This is a genomic window from Neobacillus bataviensis LMG 21833, from assembly GCF_000307875.1.
Taxonomy (GTDB): Bacteria; Bacillota; Bacilli; order Bacillales; family Cytobacillaceae; genus Neobacillus; species Neobacillus bataviensis.
Genome location: NZ_AJLS01000135.1, coordinates 19,467 through 42,289, shown reverse-complemented (window position 1 = coordinate 42,289; position 22,823 = coordinate 19,467). Strand labels below are relative to the sequence as shown.

Sequence of the window (22,823 nt, the reverse complement as noted above, 5' to 3'; positions counted from 1 at the left end):
AATTAACATGTATATTTTACATTTTTGGAAATATTACAATGCGAAAAAGCCTTGGTGCTTGCTGTATGTTGAGTCTAAACAATGTACATGCCGACACTTGAAAAATGTAACAAAAGTTCATAGCAAGAGGAGGTGTAACGATGGATACTATTACAATCATCTCCATTTTGCTTGGCCTTATCGTCGGTGCCGTTGTTGGCTATTTTGTTCATAAATCCATTGCTGAAGCAAAAGTAGCAGGTGCAAAGAATGTTGCAGAGCAGATTCTAGAAGATGCGAAACGTGATGCTGATTCAATGAAAAAGGAAGCTTTGCTAGAAGCAAAGGATGAAATTCACAAGCTTCGAACAGAAGCTGAACGTGAGGTTCGTGAACGAAGAAATGAAATGCAAAAACAAGAAAACCGTTTACTGCAAAGAGAAGAGAATTTAGATCGAAAAGAGGAAACGTTAAACAAGCGTGAAAATCTTTTAGAAAAGAAGGATGATTCTCTAAACCAAAGACAACAGCATATTGAAGAGATGGAAAGCAAAGTGGACGAGTTGGTACGAAAACAACAGACTGAACTCGAACGAATTTCGAGCTTAACGCGCGAAGAGGCAAAAACCATCATTATTGACAGAATGGAACAGGAACTAACCCATGACACTGCAATAATGATTAAGGAAAGCGAAAACCGTGCGAAAGAAGAGGCCGACAAGAAAGCGAAAGAAATACTTTCGTTAGCAATCCAGCGTTGCGCTGCTGATCATGTTGCGGAAACGACTGTCTCTGTCGTCAACTTGCCAAATGACGAAATGAAGGGTCGAATTATTGGCCGTGAAGGACGAAACATTCGTACACTTGAAACATTAACGGGAATTGATTTAATTATTGATGATACTCCTGAAGCAGTTATTCTATCAGGCTTCGACCCTATTCGTCGAGAAACGGCACGCTTAGCACTTGAGAAGTTAGTCCAAGATGGACGAATTCATCCGGCACGAATTGAGGAAATGGTAGAAAAATCTCGTCGTGAAGTAGATGAGTATATTCGTGAAGTTGGAGAACAAACCACATTTGAAGTGGGTGTTCATGGACTCCATCCAGATCTTATTAAAATTCTTGGCCGTTTAAGGTTCCGTACGAGCTACGGGCAAAACGTCCTTAAACATTCAATGGAAGTGGCCCAGCTTTCGGGATTGCTTGCCGCTGAACTTGGTCAAGATGAAACACTCGCCCGTCGTGCAGGCTTGCTTCACGATATTGGTAAAGCAATCGACCATGAAGTGGAAGGAAGTCATGTCGAAATCGGAGTAGAACTGGCAACGAAGTACAAGGAACATCCGGTGGTAATCAATAGTATTGCCTCACACCATGGTGATACAGAGCCAACATCAATTATTGCAGTTCTCGTTGCTGCTGCTGATGCCTTATCAGCCGCAAGACCGGGGGCACGTAGTGAGACACTTGAAAACTACATCCGCCGTCTTGAAAAACTTGAGGAGATTTCCGAGTCGTATGAAGGTGTTGAAAAATCCTTCGCCATTCAAGCGGGTCGTGAGGTACGAATCATTGTAAGACCGGATGCAGTGGATGATCTTGCAGCACACAGATTAGCGCGCGATATTCGCAAGCGGATTGAGGAAGAACTCGATTATCCAGGACACATTAAAGTGACAGTGATCCGTGAAACACGGGCTGTAGAATATGCAAAATAAAGCGGTGCACATGCACCGCTTTTATTATTGAAAACGTGAATTTAGTAACCGTGTGAATATGATACAATTTTTACAATAACAATAGGGATTAAGGAAAGGGAAAAAATGAATCTACTTTTTATCGGCGATGTTGTCGGCTCATCAGGACGTGACATGGTAAAGGAATATCTGCCAAAATTAAAAGAAAAATATCGACCTCACTTTACCATTATTAATGGTGAAAATGCAGCCGGCGGCAGAGGGATTACCGAGAAAATCTATCGGGAATTTTTGGCTTATGGGGCGCAGGCGATCACACTTGGAAATCATGCCTGGGATAATCGGGAAATATTTGAGTTTATCGGAACAGCAAAAAATTTGGTTCGGCCGGCTAACTTTCCGGAAGGGACGCCGGGAAAAGGCTTAGCCTTTTTTAAGGTGAATGATTTAGAAGTTGCTGTCATTAATCTCCAAGGTCGAACATTTATGGCTCCACTAGATTGCCCATTTAGAAAAGCTGAAGAATTAGTTGAGATCGCTCGAGAAAGAACACCATTTATTTTTGTGGATTTTCACGCGGAAGTGACAAGTGAAAAACAGGCAATGGGCTGGTTTTTAGACGGAAGGGTATCTGCGGTCGTTGGTACCCATACACATGTGCAAACAGCCGACAGCCGTGTCTTACCAGGTGGAACAGGTTATTTATCAGATGTGGGTATGACAGGGCCGTATGACGGTATTCTAGGGATGGAAAGAGAAGCTGTTCTTAAGAAATTTCTAACGAGCTTGCCTGTCCGTTTTGAAGTGCCTAAATCTGGCCGTAACCAACTCAGCGCGGTTTATATTGAACTAGATAGAAAAAGTGGTCATTGTAAAAAACTAGACCGTATTTTAATAAATGATGACCATCCATTTTATAGTTAAATTGCAAAACTCCTTTTTGAGGAGTTTTTTCAAATTTGAGAATTGTCCAGCTCCAGCACCTAGGCGCTTCCGATTTTCTTTTTTTTGTCCAAGCTGGAATATGTCTTTTGGCAACTGAATATAGTAGCAGTGGAATGTTATAACCTGATTTGTTCATGAAACTGCTCATGCGGGATCGGGATTTTCTAGGGAGGAGCTAGGGGAATGGAAATATTAAAAGTTTCAGCAAAATCTAATCCTAATTCTGTAGCTGGTGCACTCGCCGGAGTTCTGCGTGAAAGAGGTGCAGCGGAAATACAGGCTATTGGTGCGGGTGCATTAAATCAAGCCGTTAAGGCAGTAGCGATTGCAAGAGGATTTGTAGCACCTAGCGGAGTTGATTTAATCTGTATCCCAGCGTTTACCGATATTTTAATTGACGGGGAAGAACGCACAGCTATTAAACTGATCGTAGAGCCGCGTTGAAAGAGATAGACTCTTTTCCAGTGGGCTAGATAAAGAAATACTTTATTTTAAACTGCTTGTTCTTTTTTACAAGCGGTTTTTTGTTTGTGTTATTAAACAATTCCGCAAGGATTTTTCAGTGGGGGGTTCCTCCATTATTATAAAAATATTATTCTGAAATATAATAAAAGGTGTGAAAATACAAACATTGAAGTTCGAAAAAAAGGAAAAAAGCTGTTAAAGTGAGGGATTTAGCCAATATTCTGTTTAGTTTCTCCTTTGAAGAAAAAATCAATTTTTTAATAATAAAAAAATATTCATATTTTAGACAATATTTCGCGCCAAAGGGTTGCATTTTTTAGTGCATAGGTCTAGAATTGTAAGCGTTTAGTACATATCCTTTCTTCCATTTTTTTAGTCTTTAACGCATTAAAAAGGCTAATTTCTAGTGAATTGCTAGGATAAGTGCTACACTAATAAATGATTTAATCTACTGATTTTTTACATATCCAAAGGGGTGTAAGGAAATGATCAATCAACTTTCGTGGAAAGTTGGCGGACAACAAGGGGAAGGTATTGAAAGTACTGGGGAAATCTTTGCTATCGCACTGAATCGCCTAGGATATTACTTGTATGGTTATCGTCACTTTTCATCACGTATCAAAGGCGGTCATACAAATAATAAGATCAGAGTAAGCACAACAGATGTACGCTCTATTTCTGATGACCTTGATATCCTTGTAGCATTTGACCAAGAAACAATCGACGTAAACTACAAAGAGCTTCATAGTAAAGGGGTAATCCTTGCAGATGCAAAATTTACTCCAAAGAAACCAGAAGATACTGAAGCAGCAATGTATGCGGTTCCTTTTACTGAAATTGCGACCGAATTAGGGACTTCCCTAATGAAAAATATGGTGGCAATCGGTGCAACTTCCGCAGTCTTAGATTTAGATATTCATGTTTTTGAAGAAGTAGTTCGTGAGATTTTTGGCAAAAAAGGCGACAAAGTTGTTGCCAAAAACATGGATGCAATCAAAGCTGGCTTTGAGTATATGAAAGAAAAAATGGATGCCAATGTACCGACCATGATACTTGAAAAAGCAGATGGCAAAAAGCGCATGTATATGATTGGTAATGATGCAATCGCATTGGGCGCATTAGCAGCAGGCTGCCGTTTCATGGCTGCCTATCCAATCACACCAGCATCTGATATCATGGAGTATTTAATTAAAAAACTTCCGGCTGTTGGCGGAACGGTGATTCAAACTGAGGACGAAATTGCAGCATGTACAATGACAATCGGCGCTAGCTATGGCGGAGTTCGTGCGATTACTGCTTCTTCAGGCCCTGGATTATCATTAAAAATGGAAGCGATTGGACTTGCCGGGATTACAGAAACCCCGCTCGTTATTGTTGACACACAACGTGGAGGTCCTTCAACAGGATTACCAACAAAACAAGAGCAATCCGATTTAATGGCAATGATCTATGGTACACATGGAGAAATTCCGAAAATTGTTATGGCTCCAAGTACTGTCGAGGAAGCTTTCTATGATACAGCAGAAGCTTTTAACCTTGCAGAAGAATATCAATGTCCTGTTATCGTTTTATCTGACCTTCAATTATCTTTAGGTAAACAAACAGTAGAACCTCTTGATGTTTCAAAGGTTGAAATTAGACGAGGTAAGCTTGTTACTGAAGAGTTGCCGGAGATTGAAAATAAAGGTTATTTCAAACGCTATGAAGTAACAGAAGATGGTGTTTCACCTCGTACGATTCCTGGTATGAAGAATGGTATTCACCATGTGACTGGTGTTGAGCATGCCGAAACAGGAAAACCGTCTGAATCAGCAACCAACCGGATTGCACAGATGGATAAACGTATGCGCAAGGTTGAAAATATTCGTTTTAATACACCAGTATACAAAAATGCACCACACGAAGATGCGGATCTATTAATTGTAGGTTTTAACTCTACACGCGGTGTAATTGAAGAAGCGATGACACGTTTAGAAAAAGACGGATTGAAAGTAAACCATGCCCAAATTCGTTTAATTCATCCGTTCCCATCTGATGAAGTTCTACCGCTTATTCGTTCAGCGAAGAAAGTGATTGTCGTAGAAAATAATGCGACAGGACAATTAGCCAATATCATGAAAATGAATGTTGGACATGCTGAAAAGATCACGAAATATGTTAAATATGATGGGAATCCATTCCTACCTCACGAAGTTCATTCAAAATGTAAGGAGTTGTTCTAAATGGCCACTTTTAAAGACTTTCGAAATGATGTTAAACCGAACTGGTGCCCAGGCTGTGGCGACTTCTCTGTACAGGCAGCAATGCAGCGTGCGGCAGCAAATGTGGGTTTAGTACCAGAAAATTTAGCAGTTATTTCAGGGATTGGCTGTTCAGGACGGATCTCTGGTTATATTAATTCTTACGGTTTCCATGGTATCCATGGTCGTTCACTTCCGATTGCCCAAGGTGTTAAAATGGCTAATCGTGATTTAACGGTTATTGCTTCCGGCGGTGACGGTGACGGATATGCGATTGGGATGGGACATACAGTTCATGCCATTCGTCGTAATGTTGACATTACCTACATTGTCATGGACAACCAAATTTATGGGTTAACAAAGGGACAAACATCTCCTCGGTCAGCAGTCGGATTTAAAACAAAATCCACTCCAATGGGGTCAATTGAACAGTCAATCTCCCCAATGGAATTAGCTTTAACAGTTGGTGCAACTTTTGTTGCACAAAGCTTTTCAACTGATTTAAAAGACTTAACTGCCTTAATCGAAGCTGGTATTAATCACAAAGGTTTCTCTTTAATCAATGTATTTAGTCCATGTGTAACTTATAATAAAGTAAACACATATGATTGGTTTAAAGAAAACCTAACGAAGCTTAATGATGTTGAAGGTTATGATCCATCAAATCGTGAAATGGCAATGCAGACATTAATGAAGCATAATGGCTTAGTTACTGGACTTATTTACCAAAACACGGAACGTCCTTCTTATCAGGAATTACTTACTGATTATTCAGAAGAACCATTAGTGGATGCAGAATTGACCCTTGATCAAGCACACTTTGATAAACTTGTTGCAGAGTTTATGTAATAAATGAATAAAAAAATCCCGTTGAATAATATTCTCGGGATTTTTTTATTGAGGTTTAGTGAATTCCATCACATATATAGTTTATGTTTTTCTATACAATTATCTAATTGAGGTAAATTTGATTACACTCATTTGTTAAGGATGTTGCTACAGTTACGTTTACAGGGATTTCTATTGTTTTCACACAGGTAAACCTTTATACTATAATAATGTGCAGATATAGTGGATTTATTCATCTTTATGCACAGGTAAAAAATAACATTTGGAAATCCAATAAACCGTAAAAAGAAAATTTTTAAAGAAAGGGGATATAAAATAGATGAATGAAGAACAACGATTAGAAGGTCAAAAAGTAGCAACTGAAAATTCTTCGGACAAAAAATCCGCCAAGGATTACAGTAAATACTTTGAGCAAGTCATTACCGCACCTTCCTTAAAAGAAGCAAAAAAACGTGGCAAAGAAGAAGTAAAATATCATAATGACTTTGCCATTCCGGAAGAATTTCGGGGAATGGGTGAGGGGCGTAAGTTTTATATCCGCACTTACGGCTGTCAAATGAACGAGCATGATACAGAAGTAATGGCCGGGATTTTTTTAGCATTGGGTTATGAACCAACCGATCGCACTGAGGATGCAAATGTTATCCTCTTAAATACTTGTGCCATTCGTGAGAATGCTGAAAACAAGGTATTTGGTGAACTTGGACACTTAAAAGCTTTAAAATTGGAAAAACCGGATTTACTTATCGGTGTTTGCGGATGTATGTCGCAGGAAGAATCTGTTGTTAATAAAATTTTAAAAACGTATCAACAGGTCGACATGATTTTTGGTACCCATAATATTCACCGTTTACCTAATATTTTGCATGAAGCATACATGTCTAAAGAAATGGTTGTTGAAGTATGGTCAAAGGAAGGCGATGTGATTGAAAACCTTCCAAAAGTCCGTCGTGGTAAAATTAAAGCATGGGTTAACATTATGTATGGTTGTGATAAGTTCTGTACGTATTGTATCGTCCCTTTCACTCGCGGGAAGGAGCGAAGCCGCAGGCCTGAGGAAATCATCCAGGAAGTACGCCAATTGGCAGCACAGGGCTACCAGGAAGTTACATTACTTGGTCAAAACGTAAATGCTTATGGGAAAGACCTTGAGGGAGTTAACTACGGCCTTGGGGAGCTTATGGATGATTTACGTAAAATCGATATTCCAAGGATTCGGTTTACAACAAGCCACCCGCGTGACTTCGATGACCGCTTAATTGAAGTGCTTGCAAAAGGCGGTAACTTAATGGATCATATCCATTTACCAGTACAATCAGGTTCAACCGATGTGTTGAAAATTATGGCTCGTAAATATACAAGAGAACAATATTTAGAGCTTGTAAGAAAAATAAAAGCGGCGATTCCGAATGTTGCTTTGACAACAGATATTATCGTTGGTTATCCGAACGAGACGGACGAACAGTTTGAAGAAACCATGTCCCTTTATCGTGAGGTTGGGTATGAATTGGCTTACACATTTATTTACTCCCCACGGGAAGGAACTCCTGCAGCAAAAATGGAGGATAATGTTCCGATGGAAGTGAAGAAAGCCCGCCTGCAGCGTCTTAATGCACTTGTGAATGAGCTTTCTTTAGAAGCAATGAAAAAACATGAAGGTCAAATTCTTGATGTTCTTGTTGAAGGGGAAAGTAAGAACAACCCGGATGTTTTAGCGGGATACACTTCAAGGAACAAGCTTGTAAACTTTGCTGCTCCAAAGTCATCAATTGGTAAAATTGTAAAAGTAAAAATTACAGAAGCAAGAACATGGTCATTAAACGGAGAAATGGTGGAAGAATTAGAACCAGTAGAGGTGAAATAAAGTGGCGAAGTATACAAAAGACGATATCGTCGCTCGTGCAACGGATTTAGCACGTATAATAGCAGAAACTGAGGAAGTCGACTTCTTCAAACGCGCAGAAGCTCATATTCATGATAATCAAAAGGTGAAAACCTTAATTGCAGATATTAAAGGATTGCAAAAGCAAGCCGTTAACTTGCAGCATTATGGGAAATCAGAAGCGTTAAAGAAGGTAGAAAATAAAATTGCTACTATTGAACAAGAGTTGGATGACATTCCTGTGGTACAGGATTTCAAACAATCACAGGTAGAAGTCAATGAATTACTTCAACTTATTGCTTCAACTATATCTAATACAGTTACTGATGAAATTATTATTTCAACAGGTGGAGACGTATTAATGGGTGAAACGGGCGCCAGTATGAAAAATGGCGGCGGATCTTGTGAAGGCCACGACGATTGCGACCACGAACATTAAAAATGAGACCAGGCTTCTAAACGAAGCCTGGTTTTTTGCATTTTAAAGGATAACTCCGAATTATTCAACACTGCATTCCTCCATTTTAAAGTACATGCATGAAAGGCACACACCTATAAATCCCGCATAAAATGAACTATGACTAAACTTTTAACCAGTGTTCACAAAAATATATATCACACTAGTCTACAAATTAGCATACGATGAAATGAAAATGAATGAGGAGGGTTCGCGCGAAATGGGAGAATATAGAGAGATAATTACGAAGGCCGTAGTAGCGAAAGGACGGAAATTTACCCAGTCCAATCATACGATTAGCCCGGCACATAGTCCAACAAGTATTCTTGGCTGTTGGATCATCAACCATAAATATAACGCGAAAAAAGTCGGTAAGACCGTAGAGATACATGGCTCATATGACATCAACGTTTGGTACTCATTTAATGATAATACCAAAACAGAAGTAGTGACTGAACGTGTTCAATATACAGATGTCATCAAGTTAAAGTATCGTGACAATGATTGCCTCGATGACAACGAAATTTGTGCTCGAGTGCTGCAACAGCCTAACTGCTGTGAAGCTGTCATTTCCCCTAACGGTAACCGAATCATTGTCCATGTCGAAAGGGAATTCCTTGTAGAGGTGATTGGCGAGACAAAGGTTTGTGTCCGTGTCAGCTCTGAAGGCTGCAAAGACAATGACGAAGATTGGGGACTGGATGTGGACGATGAAGAATTCGAAGAACTAAATCCGGATTTCTTGGTCGGTTCCGAAGAGGAATAAAGACACTAGGAAGGTAATACTTCCTAGTTTTTTTCTTTTACGTCAACAGAAATTAGATGAATGGTTAACTGCTAAAATCAGCAAGCTATTTTTTAGGAGGTGTTTGTATGGTTCCAAGACAACCTGGAAATAAGAAGCTGCCTGATTTTGATCAATTAAACGACCGAATTATTGCAGAGAGTTCGCCAACCCCGATGCTTGTGATCAAAACAAATCTTGATCCAAAGGATGCTGCTGAAAATAATCCGTATTATCAAGAGGGAGAGGTCAAAAACCCTAAAGTACTTAAGGAGTATTTCGAAGAATAAAAGTAGCCAGGAGCTCCTACTCCTGGCTGTTTTTCCATTCCTGCTGTAAAAGGGATAATACATATGTATCGTGAAATTGTTCATTTTGGTGAATGTAGCCGCGAAGTATACCTTCCTTTGAAAAGCCTAGCTTCATAAGCAAATTTACGGATGCTTCATTTTCAGGGTATACCAGAGCCCCGATTCGATTTAAATCCAATTGATTAAAACCAAAGCGCAGCACCTCTTTGATTGCCTCTGAGGCATACCCCATTCTCCAAAAGGAAGGATGGAGTTCATACCCAATCTCCGCACGTTTATTCTTCAGATGTAATGCATTGAGACCGACAGTACCAATGATTCTTTGATTTTCCTTCAACTTAATTCCCCAGCGAATCCCTCGTTTTTCAAGGAAGTTTTTGTGAAACATGTCTATTAATCTAGATGCCTCAACCTGCAATGTAAAGCGATTGGTACCGTAGAACTTTGTCACATCCTCTAATGATAAAATTTCGTATAGTGAATCTACATGTTGATGTGTTATTTCAATCAATTTCAATCTTTTCGTTTCTAAAAGTGGAAAAGCCATGGCAGCTCCTTTCAAAAAAATGCCATAACAGATGTACATTATAGTGGCATTAAATTTTGGAAAACTGAATATTTCCTTTATCATAAGTGTATATTGGCAGAAAAGAAATTTCCATCATAAATTTCCAAGGGATATGTTAGAATGTAGAAAAAATATTTTTGAATTGAAGATCCAAAAGTTTAGAAGGTGTGTCATGAAAATTGAAAAGTATATTAGTTTAATAGAAAAAGAATTATTACCGCAAATACACTTATCTACTAACCGCCCATTTGACCCGATAATTGTAAACAATCGGTCTAACTCATGGAAAACAATCGGGAGCGGCAATTATGCAGGGGTCTTTTCCCATGATTCGTATCCGGAGAGGGTTGTAAAAGTGTATGGTAGAAGCCCTGAGGAGCTTAAGAAGGAAATTGAAGTCTATAAAACATTAGGAGACCATGGAGCTTTTTCTTCCCTTTATGAACATGGAGAAACATACTTAGTGTTAAAAAAACTTGATGGGATTACTTTATTTAATGCTGTTGTAAACGGCATCCAAATACCTGAATCTGTGATTGAGGATATCGATCAAGGTTTAGAATACGCCCGGTCTGTCGGTTTAAATCCTTTTGATGTTCACGGAAAAAATGTTGTCATGTTTGAAGGCAAAGGGTATATCGTGGATGTATCGGATTTTTATAAAGAAGGGTATTGCCGAAAGTGGGATGATTTGAAAAGAGCCTATTATAAGATTTATAAACCCTTTCTTTATAAATATCACCCTTCCATACCTTTTTATATTGTCGACGGAATCCGAAAGGGCTATCGAGTATATCGCAAGGTGAAAAAGAAATAGGAGGAAGTCTCACTAGTTGTTAAAAAAATCCTCAGGGCAAGGAGCATTGTTCGGCCTGGTTTTAAATATATTGTTATTGACAGCCTGCTTTGGAATTCTTATTTCTGGACTGGGTGGATGAAGGGGAGGAAATAGAAATGGATGAGCGTCAATTTCGGAATGCAATGGGGAAATTTGCAACAGGGGTAACAGTGATAGCTGCGGAAGTGGATGGAAACGTTCATGGGATGACGGCTAATGCCTTCATGTCAGTGTCACTTAGCCCAAAGCTTGTCGTAATCTCAATTGCCGAAAAAGCACAAATGCTTGAGAAAATTAAACAGAGCGGGGCATTCTCCGTAAATATACTGGCTTCTGACCAAAAGGATCTATCAATGGTCTTTGCTGGGCAGATGAAGGATCATCAAGAAGTAGTGTTTGATCGTCTTGACGGGGTTCCGGTATTACCTAATGTATTGACGCAAATTTCTTGTGAGGTCACAGCTGCACATGTTGAGGGTGATCATACACTTTTTATTGGGCGTGTTACAGACATTCACGTGAATGATTCTGATCCGCTAATTTATTATAGTGGAAAATATCGAAGCTTGGCAGAGGAGTAATGGGGAAATAAACCAGTATAGATAGTTTTTTATGGTTTTTGAGTTTTGTTGTTTAGAAAAAGATTCAATAAGGAAAGATTCGTAGTAATATTTTACTTGAATATGGATTTTAGAAAAATACGCTGATATTTTCAGCGTATTTTTCTGTATTTTTGTGAAATAATAACAAGTTGTTTATAAAATAAAAAATATTTAGAATATATTGACAAGCAATTTCAGGCTATGTAGAATTACAGTTAGTGAAAGAAGGCGCCTTTTTTATCACTTTCGACAGTGTTTAAGTAATAAAATGTAAAATTAAAATTTTAGTATAAATAATACTGGAATTTTGTATGTTGTTTTTGATGGCCACAAAAACGACAGGAACAGTATCAAATTTGTTCTATTCTGAAAGCGAATTCATTTCTTATTTTTCATCAATGTTTAAGCAGTATAAACAAAAGGGAGGTTTATCTATTGGCAGTAAAAACAATCAGTAGAAATTTCTTAAAGTTTTTAGTTGTCATTCTTGCTTTCCAGGATGTTGCTGCAGGGGTAGCGGGATCCATTATGGCAGACATCATAAAGGCATTTCCACAATATGACCCTACCATAGTTATGTTAGTTGCAACCTTTCCTGGTTTAATCCAAATTTTCCCGGCGCTGTTTTACGGTAAACTTACCAAAATGTTCAAGAAGCGGACATTGTTATTCATAGGCTTAAGCCTTTTCATTATCGGTGGAGTACTTCCTACCTTTATTGACAGTTTACCGCTGATTATTGTAATGCGTGGTTTATTAGGACTTGGTGTTGGGATTACAATGCCGTTGTCAGTGGACGTGATTACCGATTTCTTTGAAGGAAGAGAAAGAGATTTCTTAATCGGTTTTGGAACTTCTACCATCGCATGTATTGGAGCGATATTCTTTCAATTAGTGGGTGGAATTCTAGCAGATTCTTTTGGCTGGCACTATGGGTTCTTAACCTATTTATTCCCAATCTGGATTCTTGCTGTTACCATTCTTTATCTTCCTGAGCCTGAAAGGAAACAACAGGCTGCTGCAAATGACACCAAAGGCCGGCAAAAGGTTAAATTACCGAAAGCAATCTATTGGGTATGCTTAGGACAGGTAATCTATTCCGGTTTGATTTTTGGTTATGTAACGAATATTTCGGTAGTAATCCAAGCGGATAAATTAGGAAATGCCACCGAGGCTGGTCTAGCAATCTCAGTTTTTACCTTTGGAACACTGATTGCAGGGTTTTTATTTGGAAAAATAAAACATAGACTTCCTAATTATTACCTGCCGATTGCTGTTTTAGGAACAGGATTAGGGATGGCCATTTGTTATTTATCACCAAGTTTACTACTGATTTTTGTTGGAAGTATTATTGGCGGTTTTGGAATGGGAGTTGGACTTCCTGGAGTATTTACTAAAGTTTCTGAACTAACTCCTGTTGGTGCATCTGCTGTGGGATTAGTCGTTGTAGGTCAAGGACTGGGTGGTATCCTGGGACCTTTTGGTTTTCAACTAGTCCAAACCGTATTTAAGCAGGATATTGGCAGATTCCCATTAGCTGTAAGTGCTGTTGGATTAATTGTTTTAGCATTGATTTGGGCACTGAATGTAAGAGATCCGAAGCGGGATTTAGAGGTAACGGTCGGTCAATGACAAGAGGAAAAAAGCTAAAATGATGGATTGATGTATTCGTCATTTTAGCTTTTTATATTCTCAATCTTTGGGATAGGGGTGAAGAGGTTTGAAAAATTATTCGCTGCTGAGGGAGCGAAAGTTGTAGTAGTCTCGTAAATAGCGCCGGAGTACATATTGAATCGGCAAAAGAGGAGGATAAATGTTGGATTATAAATTAAAAGTATGGAATAAATCACCATTACAAAGGTTAGCTGTTTTTGCTTCTGCTGTAGCATTATTATCAGGATGTTCGGTCAAAAATTTCACAACCCAAGAAGTGAAAGCAGAAACCATTAAACCAAAAGAACAAAATAATATGGGGCAAAAGAATAAGGGGCAGTCGTCGACAAAACCAAATATTGTCTATATTGTTTTAGATGATTCGGGGTTCTCAGACCTTGGAAGCTATGGATCCGAAATTAAAACACCGAATCTTGATATGTTAGCGGAAAATGGACTCCGCTACAACAATTCCCATGTTACACCTGTCTGCTCACCAACGCGTGCAGCCTTACTTACCGGGCGAAATCCTCATTCGGTTGGCATGTCCACCGTCGCCAATTTTGATTTAGGCCCTGAATACCCAAATAAACGGGGGAGAATCAAACCTGAAGCAGGGACTATTGCCGAAGTCCTTAAGGATGAAGGATATAATAGCTATGCATTAGGGAAATGGCACTTATCACCATCCCATCAGGCAACAGCTGCTGGTCCGTATGAAAACTGGCCGTTAGCAAAAGGCTTTGACCGTTTCTACGGCATCCTTGAAGACTCCAGTGATCAATATAAACCAGAACTTGTGCAAGATAATAGTTTTATAGATGTTCCTGAAAAAGAAAACTACCATTTTTCAGAGGATATTGTGAATCGCGCTAATCAGTATGTTACCGATCAGGCTTCAGTCAACCCAGAAAAGCCATTCTTCATGTATTTAGCCTTTGGCGCGCAGCATCAGCCAGTACAGGTGCCACAGAAATACATCGATATGTATAAAGGTGTTTACGACAAAGGATGGGATAAAATCCGAGAAGAACGGTTTAACAAGCAAAAAGAACTTGGCATCATTTCCAAAGATGCCAAACTAGCTCCCCTTAACCCAGGGGTAAAACCATGGGATCAGTTGTCTGCAGACGAGAAAAAAGCATTCGCCCATTTCCAAGAGGCATATGCGGGCTTCTTAACCCATACGGATGAACAAATTGGCCGCTTCATTGACAACTTACGTTCTATCGGTCAATTAGATAACACGATGATTGTCTTTTTATCAGACAATGGTGCAAGTGCAATGGGAAAAAATACAGGTTCAATTAACCATACACTCGCTTATAACGATATACCGGAAAAGCTAGAAGATATTGTCGGAAAAATGGATCAGTTCGGCAGTAATAAAACGAAAATCGAATTTCCAGCAGGCTGGGCTCAGGTAAGTAATACACCATTTAAATTATATAAGTCTACTATGTTCGAAGCTGGAACGAGAACACCTATGATTGTCTATTATCCAAAAGGCATTAAAGCTAAAGGAGAAATTAGAAATCAATATGTCCATGTCAGTGATATTACTCCAACTGTCTATGATTTAGCTGGAATCAAACTTCCGAAAGAAATAAAGGGAGTTAAACAAATGCCGCTGCATGGAGAAAGTTTTGCCAATACACTCACGGATGCAAAAGCCCCGGGAAAGAAAATGCAGTATTATGAAAATAATGGCCAGCATGCTATTTATCATGATGGCTGGAAGGCAATTGCGCTTCATGCCAAAGGACAGCCTTACGATAAAGATGTATGGGAATTGTACAATGTAGTTGAAGATCCATCTGAAACCAACAACCTTTCTGCAAAGCATCCGGAAAAACTAAAAGAACTACAGAAGTTATGGGAGAAAGAAGCGAAGAAATATGATGTACTGCCAATGTCAGATGTGATGGGAGATGGGTTTTTAGCCATTCCTAGTGATTCGATCCGTGCCAGAAATACCTTTACTTTCTATCCTGGCATGTCCTTGCTTCCCGAAGGGGCATCACCGTTTATTATTAATCGTCCGTATACGATAACGGTCCCTATTAATCGGGAAAAGGCATCAGATGAAGGAGTACTTGTGGCATTAGGGAACTATGAAAGTGGTTATACATTATATATAAAAGATAACAAATTGGTTTATGAGTATAATATCGGTACGAAAATCTATCGAGTTGAATCCGAAGTTCCAATAGGCCAAGCAACAATTAAATATGAGTTTAAACCTACCGAACAACATAAAGGAATTGGCAGCCTTTATATTAACGACAAGAAAACCGGAGAGGTAACAATCGACCAAACGCACAAATTTAAAGTGAGTTTTGAAGGGTTAGATATTGGTAGAGACACTCACTATCCTGTGAGTCCAGAATATGCAGATAAAGGCATATTTACATTTACAGGTGAACTGGAAAAGGTTGTTTACGAACTTCACTAACAAATAGTTATGTAGGTAAGTCAAAAGGCCAGTAACGATTTATTGTTACTGGCCTATCATTATAAAAAGAAACGAGTGAAAATAATGACAAATTCAATTGAACAGACAAAAGGATATCATATTTTAGCCAAACCATCAGGACCGATTTGTAATTTAGATTGCCATTATTGTTTTTATACGGAGAAAGAGGCTCTTTTTACCGGAAATAGCCGCTTTCGGATGACTGATGAAGCATTAGAGGAGTTTATCCGCCAATACATAACCACACAAAATGCCCCTGATATTCCGTTTGTCTGGCAGGGGGGCGAACCGACGTTAATGGGCCTTGATTTTTATAAGCGTGTGATTGAATTACAAAAGAAGTATGGAAAAGGTAAACAAATCTCAAATTCACTGCAAACGAACGGCACGTTATTGAATGAAGAATGGTGTCAGTTTTTAGCAAAAAATAATTTCCTTGTCGGCCTTAGTCTAGATGGACCGGAATACATCCATGACCGCTATCGGGTGGATCGCGGGGGAAAACCGACCTTTAAAAAAGTTGTAAACGCTTTGCGTCTATTAAAAAAATATAAAGTGGCTTTTAATGTTTTAGCTTGTGTTACTAAGGATTCCTCTAACTATCCGCTCGAGATCTATCACTTCTTTAAAGAGGAGGGGGTAGAGTTCATTCAATTCATCCCAATTGTAGAGCGAATGCCGGATATAGAAGCCAAAAAGTTAGGGCTGCGGCATGCGACACCACTTTCTATTAATCGGCAAGAATCTCAGCAAGCCGTTTCTTCATGGACAGTTGAAGCAGAGAAATATGGTGAGTTTTTAATTGCTATATTTGAAGAGTGGGTGAGAAAGGATGTAGGAAAAGTGCATGTCATGAATTTTGAACACGCCCTTACCGCATGGCTGGGCCTTCCCGCAACATCCTGCTTCTTCGCTGAGACATGCGGTAGGGCGGCAATTGTGGAGCATAATGGAGATGTTTATTCATGTGATCATTTTATGTATCCAGACTATAAATTAGGGAATATTTTCAATGATACATTTACGGAAATGATTGAATCGAGCAGGCAGCGTGCATTTGGAGAAAATAAAAAGTCATCACTGCCAAGCTACTGTCAGACTTGCGAAGTCCGATTTGCCTGCAATGGAGAATGCCCGAAGCATCGCTTTCTTCTCACACCTGATGGGGAACCGGGATTAAATTATTTATGTGCAGGCTATAAAAAATACTTTCACCATATTCATAGGTACTTAAAAGTAATGGTTCAACTCATTGAGAATGGACTACCTGCCACTGAAATTATGGAAGTGATTAAAAGACCGCTTATATTAAAGAAATAAAAAAAAAAGAAACCTATAATCACAATTAAAAAAATATTTAGAATTCATCGACAAGGTGAAATAAACAAAGGTAAAATTATAGTTAAGAAGAGAAAGCGCTTTATATAGAAATAATTCCACTATTTTCATAGTGAAAACACGAGACTGAAATTCCAGTAAACGGATTCATGGATGATTCTAAATTATTTTTACAAAGTGAGGTTATAAAAGAATGACAGAAGTGATATCTAGAAAAGTACAAACAGGAAACTATCAAACATTTATCCATGAAGGTGGTGAATCAGCCTCTGAAACAATCATTTTTCTTCACGGCAGCGGACCTGGAGTAAGTGCAAAGTCAAATTGGCAGCATATATTACCACATTTCAAAGGGAATTTTCATGTAGTGGCACCGGACATATTCGGGTTTGCCAACACAGACCATCCCGAAACCTACCCAAAAAATGGGGCAGAATGGATGAATGAAAGGATTAAACAAGTTCTGGCATTAATGGACGAATTAGGGGTTGAAAAAGCCCATTTGGTTGGAAACTCCCTTGGGGGTGTCATTGCCCTGCATCTTCTCATGTATGCTCCTGAACGATTCGACCGTGTAGTATTGATGGGGGCCGGCGGCGGATTAACAGAACCAACACCAGAACTTGCTAAATTAGCAAACTTCCATAAAGATCCAAATCCTATCGCGTTTAAAAATCTATTAAGCTGGTTTTTATATGATCAAAGTGTCCTCGAAGATGAGCTTGAGCAGATTGTTGCTGAGCGATTGGAGCTCTTTTTAAAACCGGAAGTCCGCCGATCTTATGAAGAAAATTTCTCGAAATCGCATTTATCAGATATGCTGGTTCCACCATCTGCACTAAAACAAATGAACCATTCTATTTTACTGATTCATGGACATGCAGATCGATTTGTCCCGCTCCAAAGTAGTCTATATGTAATGGATTATTTGCCAAATGCACAGCTGCATATCTTTAAGCGCTGCGGACATTGGGCCCAAGTGGAGCAAAAAGAAAGATTTGTAAAACTAACATTAAATTTTTTCAACGGTGAACTGTAGAAGGTAATGAAAATGGAGCAATTTAAGTAGGCATTAAATACACCGTTGATTCCCTATTAGTATGGCAGCATATTATATTTGGTAGACAATTACATATAAATTACCATAATATAGGGATAAAACAAGAATCCTAGAGAATCGAGGGTGTATGAAAATGAAAATAGATAAGGCTTATCGTTATATTAAAAGACAAATTATTGAGAGCAAATGGGAACCTGAAGCAGCCATTAATGTGAATGAACTTTCCGAAACATTAAACATCAGTAAAACGCCAATCCACAAGGCACTGTCGAAGCTTGAGTTAGAAGGATTTGTGTCAATTATTCCTCAAGTAGGGGTATATGTAAAAAGACCTGATCCTAATGAAATCATCGAGCGCTTATTGGTTTGTGCAAATCTTGATGCATTAATGACGGAGCAAGCAGCCCCGCATTTGACCGTAGAAGACTTCCATTATATGGAGAGAATATTAAAGAAGATGGATAATCCAAAGTTGTCACCCGAAGATTATGCCAGCCTGAATATTGATTTTCATAAGACCATTTATGAAGCATCAAAGTTAACCTATACATTTAATTTGGCTAATCAATTGTGGGATTACCTGAATTTTGTTGGAAATCCAGAGGATTTATTTAACGATCAACGAAGGAAACAATCTCAAACAGAACACTGGAGTATTTTTTACAGTTTAATAGAAAAAGACAGTAGAATGGCAAATAGATTGATGGAAAAGCATATGCGGCGGGTTTCTCAGTTAGTCGGGGAAAAATATCAGGACATTAAAATAAATGAGCGGGTTTTTAATTAGCCAAATGACCAAGCAAAAGAAAAAGGAATAAACATATTTTTGCGGGAGGTATTTATAATGGAACAAAGTGTGCTGGATACAAAAAAGGAATTAGTGGAAAAGGCACGGTCGTTAATCCCAAAATTACGGGAATATAGTGGAGAAATTGAGAAAACGAATACGTTGCCTAAAACGATCATTGAAGATCTGCAAAAAGAAGGCACTTTAAAAGTATTACGTCCGCATCTCTTCGGCGGCTATCAAACAAATATGCGTACCTATACAGAGGTTGTAACCGAGATTGCCCGTGGCAATGGGTCTGCAGGCTGGTTTGTAGCACTAAGTAATATCAGAGATTATATGATTTCCTATACTTTTGGTGAGAAAGCTTTAAATGAAATTTACCAACCGGGAAAAGAAGTTGTTTTAGCGGGAAATTTTAAACCTATTAAGTGTGATATCAAGAAAGTGGAGGGCGGCTATTATATTGAGGAAGCACAGTGGCCGTTTGTTTCGGGAAGCCCGCATGCAGATTGGTGTTACTTTGGATTTCCAATCGAGGATGATAATGGCGGCGTAGAGATGGCGATTATGATCATTCCACGTGATGAGCTAGAGGTTCTTGATGACTGGTATGTTATGGGGTTAAAGGGCTCAGGCAGTAACAGCTGCAATATTAAAAATGTCTTTGTCCCCGATCATCACGTGTCGTTGGATCGCTTAGCTAGCAAAGGCCACTATCTAATTGAGCCGTTAAAAGATGTTGCATTATATCGTTCTTCCTTCGTACCGTCCCTAACATTGTCAATTGTTGCACCTGCATTAGGACTCGCTCAGGCGGCAATGGATTTATATATGGAAAGGCTCCCAAAGGCAGGAATAGGAAATACCTTCTATAGAAAACAAAGCGAAGCAGCTGTTACACACCACCAAGTAGCCCAGGCACAGCTTAAAATTGACTCTGCTGAACTTCATCTTTATCGGGCTGTAGACAAAATTGACAGCTATGCTGAACGTGGTGAAGTGATGGATAAAGCGGAAATTGTCAAAGTGAAGGCAGATTTTGGATATGTAAATCAATTATGTAAGGAAGCCATTGATCTTCTAGTCGCTGGGGTTGGCTCGATGTTCACCTACGAGACAAACCCACTCCAAGTTGTGTATCGTGATTTTCTAACGATGCATTTGCATGGTTTCATCACACCTTCAAGTTTAATCGAAACCTATGGAAGAGTGCTCTGTGGTCAGGAACCGAATAGTTACTTTGTATAACACTTGTTTTATCTAAAATGGAAGGGCTTTCTTACTAAAAAAATAATAGGAGGATTCAAAATGAGTTTACCGGAGATTGCAAAGTTAGGGCACGTTGCTTTAGTGACTACAGATCTTGAAAAATCACTTTGGTTCTATAAAGAAGTGATTGGTTTAGAAGAAACAGAAGTAGTAGATGGTACCCATTATTTACGCGCTTGGGGAGATTTCGAACACCATACTCTTTCCGTAAAATCTGGAGATAAAGCGCATCTTGACCATATCGCTTGGCGGGCAAAACGACCTGAAGATGTTGAAGGCTTTGCCAAACTTCTCGAAGAAGCCGGTACAGAAGTGACCTGGGTTGAAGCAGGAGAAGAAGCAGGACAGGGAAGAGCGATTCGTTTTCAATTGCCTAGTGAACATCACTTTGAAATTTATTATGATATGGAAAAAACATTGGCTGACCCATCTAGACGTTCCGTATTAAAAAATCAAACATATAAATCCTGGGCACGCGGTGCCTCACCGAGAAGAATTGATCATGTTAATCTACTTACATCATTAAAGGCAAATGTCATTTCTGATTTCTTACAAGAGAAATTAGGATTTAAAATGCGTGAATACGTAAAAGCACCTGACGACTCATTAGTCGGTGCATGGTTAAGTGTCACACCTTTAGTACATGATATTGCTGTCAGTCATGACCCATTTGCACCAACTACACATCAAATTCATCACATATCCTACTGGCTGGATAATGCCCAAGACCTTCTTAGAGCTGCAGATATTTTAAAAGAACATGGAATTTTCTTCAAAGGACCAGGTAAACATGGAATCTCACAAGCAATGTATATTTACGCGATTGATCCTGGAAGCGGTTTACGCGTAGAATTATTCACAAATGGTTATTTAATATTTGAACCTGATTGGGAGCCAATCGAGTGGACGGTAGATGAAATGGATATCGGTTTCACCTTCTGGGGTGACCAAATGGATACGCTTCCGGAAAACAATCCAACGATTGAAGCATAATGGAACGTTTTTAATAGAATAGTAGACCTTTAACAGATTTTAAATGCAGAAAGGGGAACAAAAAATGGATGATCGTCAATTTCGTACAGCAATGGGGAAATTTGCAACAGGTGTAACCGTTATTGCCACAGATGTTGAGGGGGATGTGCATGGCATGACAGCCAATGCCTTCATGTCTGTTTCACTTAGTCCAAAGCTAGTTGTCATTTCAATTGGGGAAAATGCTCGCATTCTTGAAAAAATTAAACAAAGCAATACATTTTCTGTAAATATTTTAGCTGCTGACCAACAAGAACTGTCGATGATTTTTGCAGGGCAGATAAAAGAACCTCGCGAAGTGACGTTTGATCGTCTTGATGGAAAGCCAGTTTTGGCTGGTGCGGTAGCTCAAATTGCCTGCGAGGTTTCAGCGGAACATCTTGAAGGCGACCATACGCTGTTTATCGGCAGGGTTACCGATATTCACTTAGAAGATGCAGAACCGCTGATTTTTTACAGTGGGCGGTACCGGGCACTTTCAGAAGAAACGCCTGTTACTATTTAATTACTATCATTTGTAATTTCATAATAGATAAAGACTCCTTTTCGAACTGAAGGAGTCTTTCTTATAAAAATCAGGAGGTGCGAAATGGGAATTAAAGTTGTTAGATTTGAAAGAGAAAACCGAGAGCAGTGGGGCGTTGTATCTGATGATCAAATACTTGTTCTTACAAATACATATAAAAGTTTAGCAGAATTTTTGGAAAAGGGAAAAGAAGAGGCTGCATTGATTCAAACAAAGGAACACGTTGAAACCATTCCGTTCAATGAAGTGACAATTTTAAGCCCAGTAACAAAGCCGGCAAGAATTATTTGCCAGGGAGTAAATTATTCAACACATCGCTCTGAGACGGGAATGGAAGCTTCTAGACCCCCTTATAACATGATTTTTAACAAGGCCGATAGTTCTTTATCCGGGGCTTACAGTGAAATTGAGAGACCTTCCCATGTAAAATTATTAGATTATGAATTAGAGCTTGGACTTGTGATTGGGAAAGAAATTTCAGAAGCAGTAGAAGTAACAGATGAAAATCTTCATCAATATATCGCTGGATTGGTTATAGTAAATGATGTTTCTGCACGGGATGTTCAGCTTCCTCAAGGCCAATGGCTAAAGGGAAAAAGTTACCGGACTTTTTGTCCAACAGGTCCTTATCTTTACCTGCTTGATAAGGAAGAACTACCATTCATACATGACCTAGAGCTTGATCTCTGGGTGAATGATGAACTTAGGCAATCTGCCAACTCCAGTCAATTGCTCTACAAACCGGCCGAAACATTAACAGATCTTTCAGAAGTAATGGATTTATCACCAGGGGATCTCATTCTGACAGGGACAGCAGGCGGGGTGGCAATGAACCTAACACCAGAGGTAAATGCACTCATAGCAAACCTGTCGATTCCTTATCAACAGAAACTAGAATTATTGGTGGAAAATCAATTGAAAAGTGGAAAATACTTAAAGGATGGCGATACCATTCGCTGCAAAATTAAAAGTGCAAGTGGTGAAATCGATTTAGGAGAACAACTAAATACCGTTGTCATGAGTAAAGAAATAAACTTGTCGATTTCAAATAGATAGATT

At 39.0% G+C, this 22,823-nt stretch carries 21 protein-coding genes; 20 read left to right on the top strand and 1 reads right to left on the bottom strand.

Going from position 1 to position 22,823, the window contains the following annotated elements:
- Positions 1 to 140 precede the first annotated feature (140 nt).
- The 9 genes from rny (at position 141) to BABA_RS20440 (ending at position 9,591) form a co-directional block, all read left to right on the top strand.
- Positions 141 to 1,700 (top strand): ribonuclease Y, encoded by a 1,560-nt coding sequence (gene rny, locus BABA_RS20480; RefSeq protein WP_007087156.1) that lies wholly within the window; start codon positions 141 to 143, stop codon positions 1,698 to 1,700.
- A gap of 105 nt (positions 1,701 to 1,805) precedes the next feature.
- Complete coding sequence (locus BABA_RS20475) at positions 1,806 to 2,603, top strand: TIGR00282 family metallophosphoesterase (protein ID WP_007087155.1); 798 nt, start codon at positions 1,806 to 1,808, stop codon at positions 2,601 to 2,603.
- 204 nt (positions 2,604 to 2,807) lie between these two features.
- Complete coding sequence (gene spoVS / locus BABA_RS20470; protein ID WP_003211281.1) at positions 2,808 to 3,068, top strand: stage V sporulation protein SpoVS; 261 nt, start codon at positions 2,808 to 2,810, stop codon at positions 3,066 to 3,068.
- Positions 3,069 to 3,574: 506 nt separating this feature from the next.
- Entirely contained in the window at positions 3,575 to 5,311 is a 1,737-nt protein-coding gene (locus tag BABA_RS20465; protein WP_007087154.1) for a 2-oxoacid:acceptor oxidoreductase subunit alpha, read from the top strand.
- Positions 5,312 to 6,178, top strand: a complete 867-nt coding sequence (locus tag BABA_RS20460; RefSeq protein ID WP_007087153.1) for a 2-oxoacid:ferredoxin oxidoreductase subunit beta — start codon at positions 5,312 to 5,314, stop codon at positions 6,176 to 6,178.
- Between the two features lie 319 nt (positions 6,179 to 6,497).
- The gene (miaB, locus tag BABA_RS20455) at positions 6,498 to 8,042 is read left to right on the top strand and encodes a tRNA (N6-isopentenyl adenosine(37)-C2)-methylthiotransferase MiaB (protein ID WP_007087152.1); all 1,545 of its coding nucleotides are present in this window, start codon (positions 6,498 to 6,500) and stop codon (positions 8,040 to 8,042) included.
- A 1-nt stretch (position 8,043) separates the two neighbouring features.
- On the top strand, positions 8,044 to 8,499 hold the full coding sequence (locus BABA_RS20450; RefSeq protein WP_007087151.1) for a YlbF/YmcA family competence regulator: 456 nt from the start codon (positions 8,044 to 8,046) through the stop codon (positions 8,497 to 8,499).
- Between the two features lie 238 nt (positions 8,500 to 8,737).
- On the top strand, positions 8,738 to 9,283 hold the full coding sequence (locus BABA_RS20445; protein WP_007087150.1) for an outer spore coat protein CotE: 546 nt from the start codon (positions 8,738 to 8,740) through the stop codon (positions 9,281 to 9,283).
- Between the two features lie 107 nt (positions 9,284 to 9,390).
- Entirely contained in the window at positions 9,391 to 9,591 is a 201-nt protein-coding gene (locus tag BABA_RS20440) for a hypothetical protein (RefSeq protein WP_007087149.1), read from the top strand.
- Positions 9,592 to 9,607: 16 nt separating this feature from the next.
- Here the strand turns inward: BABA_RS20440 and BABA_RS20435 are convergent, their stop codons facing one another.
- Positions 9,608 to 10,159, bottom strand: coding sequence for a GNAT family N-acetyltransferase (locus tag BABA_RS20435; protein ID WP_007087148.1), 552 nt, complete (start codon positions 10,157 to 10,159; stop codon positions 9,608 to 9,610).
- A gap of 193 nt (positions 10,160 to 10,352) precedes the next feature.
- Here BABA_RS20435 and BABA_RS20430 point away from each other — a divergent pair, with 193 nt between their 5' ends.
- From BABA_RS20430 to BABA_RS20380, 11 genes are all read left to right on the top strand, one after another.
- Entirely contained in the window at positions 10,353 to 10,997 is a 645-nt protein-coding gene (locus BABA_RS20430; protein WP_040347118.1) for a protein kinase family protein, read from the top strand.
- A 137-nt stretch (positions 10,998 to 11,134) separates the two neighbouring features.
- Positions 11,135 to 11,599 (top strand): flavin reductase family protein, encoded by a 465-nt coding sequence (locus tag BABA_RS20425; RefSeq protein WP_007087146.1) that lies wholly within the window; start codon positions 11,135 to 11,137, stop codon positions 11,597 to 11,599.
- Between the two features lie 456 nt (positions 11,600 to 12,055).
- Entirely contained in the window at positions 12,056 to 13,252 is a 1,197-nt protein-coding gene (locus BABA_RS20420) for an MFS transporter (protein ID WP_007087145.1), read from the top strand.
- Between the two features lie 181 nt (positions 13,253 to 13,433).
- Positions 13,434 to 15,728, top strand: coding sequence for an arylsulfatase (locus BABA_RS20415; RefSeq protein ID WP_007087144.1), 2,295 nt, complete (start codon positions 13,434 to 13,436; stop codon positions 15,726 to 15,728).
- A gap of 84 nt (positions 15,729 to 15,812) precedes the next feature.
- Complete coding sequence (locus BABA_RS20410; RefSeq protein WP_007087143.1) at positions 15,813 to 17,069, top strand: anaerobic sulfatase maturase; 1,257 nt, start codon at positions 15,813 to 15,815, stop codon at positions 17,067 to 17,069.
- Positions 17,070 to 17,280: 211 nt separating this feature from the next.
- Positions 17,281 to 18,126, top strand: a complete 846-nt coding sequence (locus BABA_RS20405) for an alpha/beta fold hydrolase (RefSeq protein ID WP_007087142.1) — start codon at positions 17,281 to 17,283, stop codon at positions 18,124 to 18,126.
- 154 nt (positions 18,127 to 18,280) lie between these two features.
- Positions 18,281 to 18,934: a GntR family transcriptional regulator gene (locus tag BABA_RS20400; RefSeq protein WP_007087141.1), complete on the top strand. Its 654-nt coding sequence runs from the start codon at positions 18,281 to 18,283 to the stop codon at positions 18,932 to 18,934.
- A gap of 57 nt (positions 18,935 to 18,991) precedes the next feature.
- Complete coding sequence (locus tag BABA_RS20395) at positions 18,992 to 20,185, top strand: acyl-CoA dehydrogenase family protein (RefSeq protein WP_007087140.1); 1,194 nt, start codon at positions 18,992 to 18,994, stop codon at positions 20,183 to 20,185.
- Positions 20,186 to 20,245: 60 nt separating this feature from the next.
- The gene (locus tag BABA_RS20390) at positions 20,246 to 21,199 is read left to right on the top strand and encodes a VOC family protein (RefSeq protein WP_007087139.1); all 954 of its coding nucleotides are present in this window, start codon (positions 20,246 to 20,248) and stop codon (positions 21,197 to 21,199) included.
- A 64-nt stretch (positions 21,200 to 21,263) separates the two neighbouring features.
- On the top strand, positions 21,264 to 21,743 hold the full coding sequence (locus BABA_RS20385; RefSeq protein WP_007087138.1) for a flavin reductase family protein: 480 nt from the start codon (positions 21,264 to 21,266) through the stop codon (positions 21,741 to 21,743).
- An 84-nt stretch (positions 21,744 to 21,827) separates the two neighbouring features.
- Positions 21,828 to 22,820: a fumarylacetoacetate hydrolase family protein gene (locus tag BABA_RS20380; protein ID WP_007087137.1), complete on the top strand. Its 993-nt coding sequence runs from the start codon at positions 21,828 to 21,830 to the stop codon at positions 22,818 to 22,820.
- Positions 22,821 to 22,823: the final 3 nt, after the last annotated feature.

Coding starts and splice junctions, on each gene's coding strand:
- rny (WP_007087156.1), top strand. CDS start 141: ATGGATACTATTACAATCATCTCCATTTTGCTTGGCCTTATCGTCGGT.
- BABA_RS20475 (WP_007087155.1), top strand. CDS start 1,806: ATGAATCTACTTTTTATCGGCGATGTTGTCGGCTCATCAGGACGTGAC.
- spoVS (WP_003211281.1), top strand. CDS start 2,808: ATGGAAATATTAAAAGTTTCAGCAAAATCTAATCCTAATTCTGTAGCT.
- BABA_RS20465 (WP_007087154.1), top strand. CDS start 3,575: ATGATCAATCAACTTTCGTGGAAAGTTGGCGGACAACAAGGGGAAGGT.
- BABA_RS20460 (WP_007087153.1), top strand. CDS start 5,312: ATGGCCACTTTTAAAGACTTTCGAAATGATGTTAAACCGAACTGGTGC.
- miaB (WP_007087152.1), top strand. CDS start 6,498: ATGAATGAAGAACAACGATTAGAAGGTCAAAAAGTAGCAACTGAAAAT.
- BABA_RS20445 (WP_007087150.1), top strand. CDS start 8,738: ATGGGAGAATATAGAGAGATAATTACGAAGGCCGTAGTAGCGAAAGGA.
- BABA_RS20440 (WP_007087149.1), top strand. CDS start 9,391: ATGGTTCCAAGACAACCTGGAAATAAGAAGCTGCCTGATTTTGATCAA.
- BABA_RS20435 (WP_007087148.1), bottom strand. CDS start 10,159: ATGGCTTTTCCACTTTTAGAAACGAAAAGATTGAAATTGATTGAAATA.
- BABA_RS20430 (WP_040347118.1), top strand. CDS start 10,353: ATGAAAATTGAAAAGTATATTAGTTTAATAGAAAAAGAATTATTACCG.
- BABA_RS20425 (WP_007087146.1), top strand. CDS start 11,135: ATGGATGAGCGTCAATTTCGGAATGCAATGGGGAAATTTGCAACAGGG.
- BABA_RS20415 (WP_007087144.1), top strand. CDS start 13,434: ATGTTGGATTATAAATTAAAAGTATGGAATAAATCACCATTACAAAGG.
- BABA_RS20410 (WP_007087143.1), top strand. CDS start 15,813: ATGACAAATTCAATTGAACAGACAAAAGGATATCATATTTTAGCCAAA.
- BABA_RS20405 (WP_007087142.1), top strand. CDS start 17,281: ATGACAGAAGTGATATCTAGAAAAGTACAAACAGGAAACTATCAAACA.
- BABA_RS20400 (WP_007087141.1), top strand. CDS start 18,281: ATGAAAATAGATAAGGCTTATCGTTATATTAAAAGACAAATTATTGAG.
- BABA_RS20395 (WP_007087140.1), top strand. CDS start 18,992: ATGGAACAAAGTGTGCTGGATACAAAAAAGGAATTAGTGGAAAAGGCA.
- BABA_RS20390 (WP_007087139.1), top strand. CDS start 20,246: ATGAGTTTACCGGAGATTGCAAAGTTAGGGCACGTTGCTTTAGTGACT.
- BABA_RS20385 (WP_007087138.1), top strand. CDS start 21,264: ATGGATGATCGTCAATTTCGTACAGCAATGGGGAAATTTGCAACAGGT.
- BABA_RS20380 (WP_007087137.1), top strand. CDS start 21,828: ATGGGAATTAAAGTTGTTAGATTTGAAAGAGAAAACCGAGAGCAGTGG.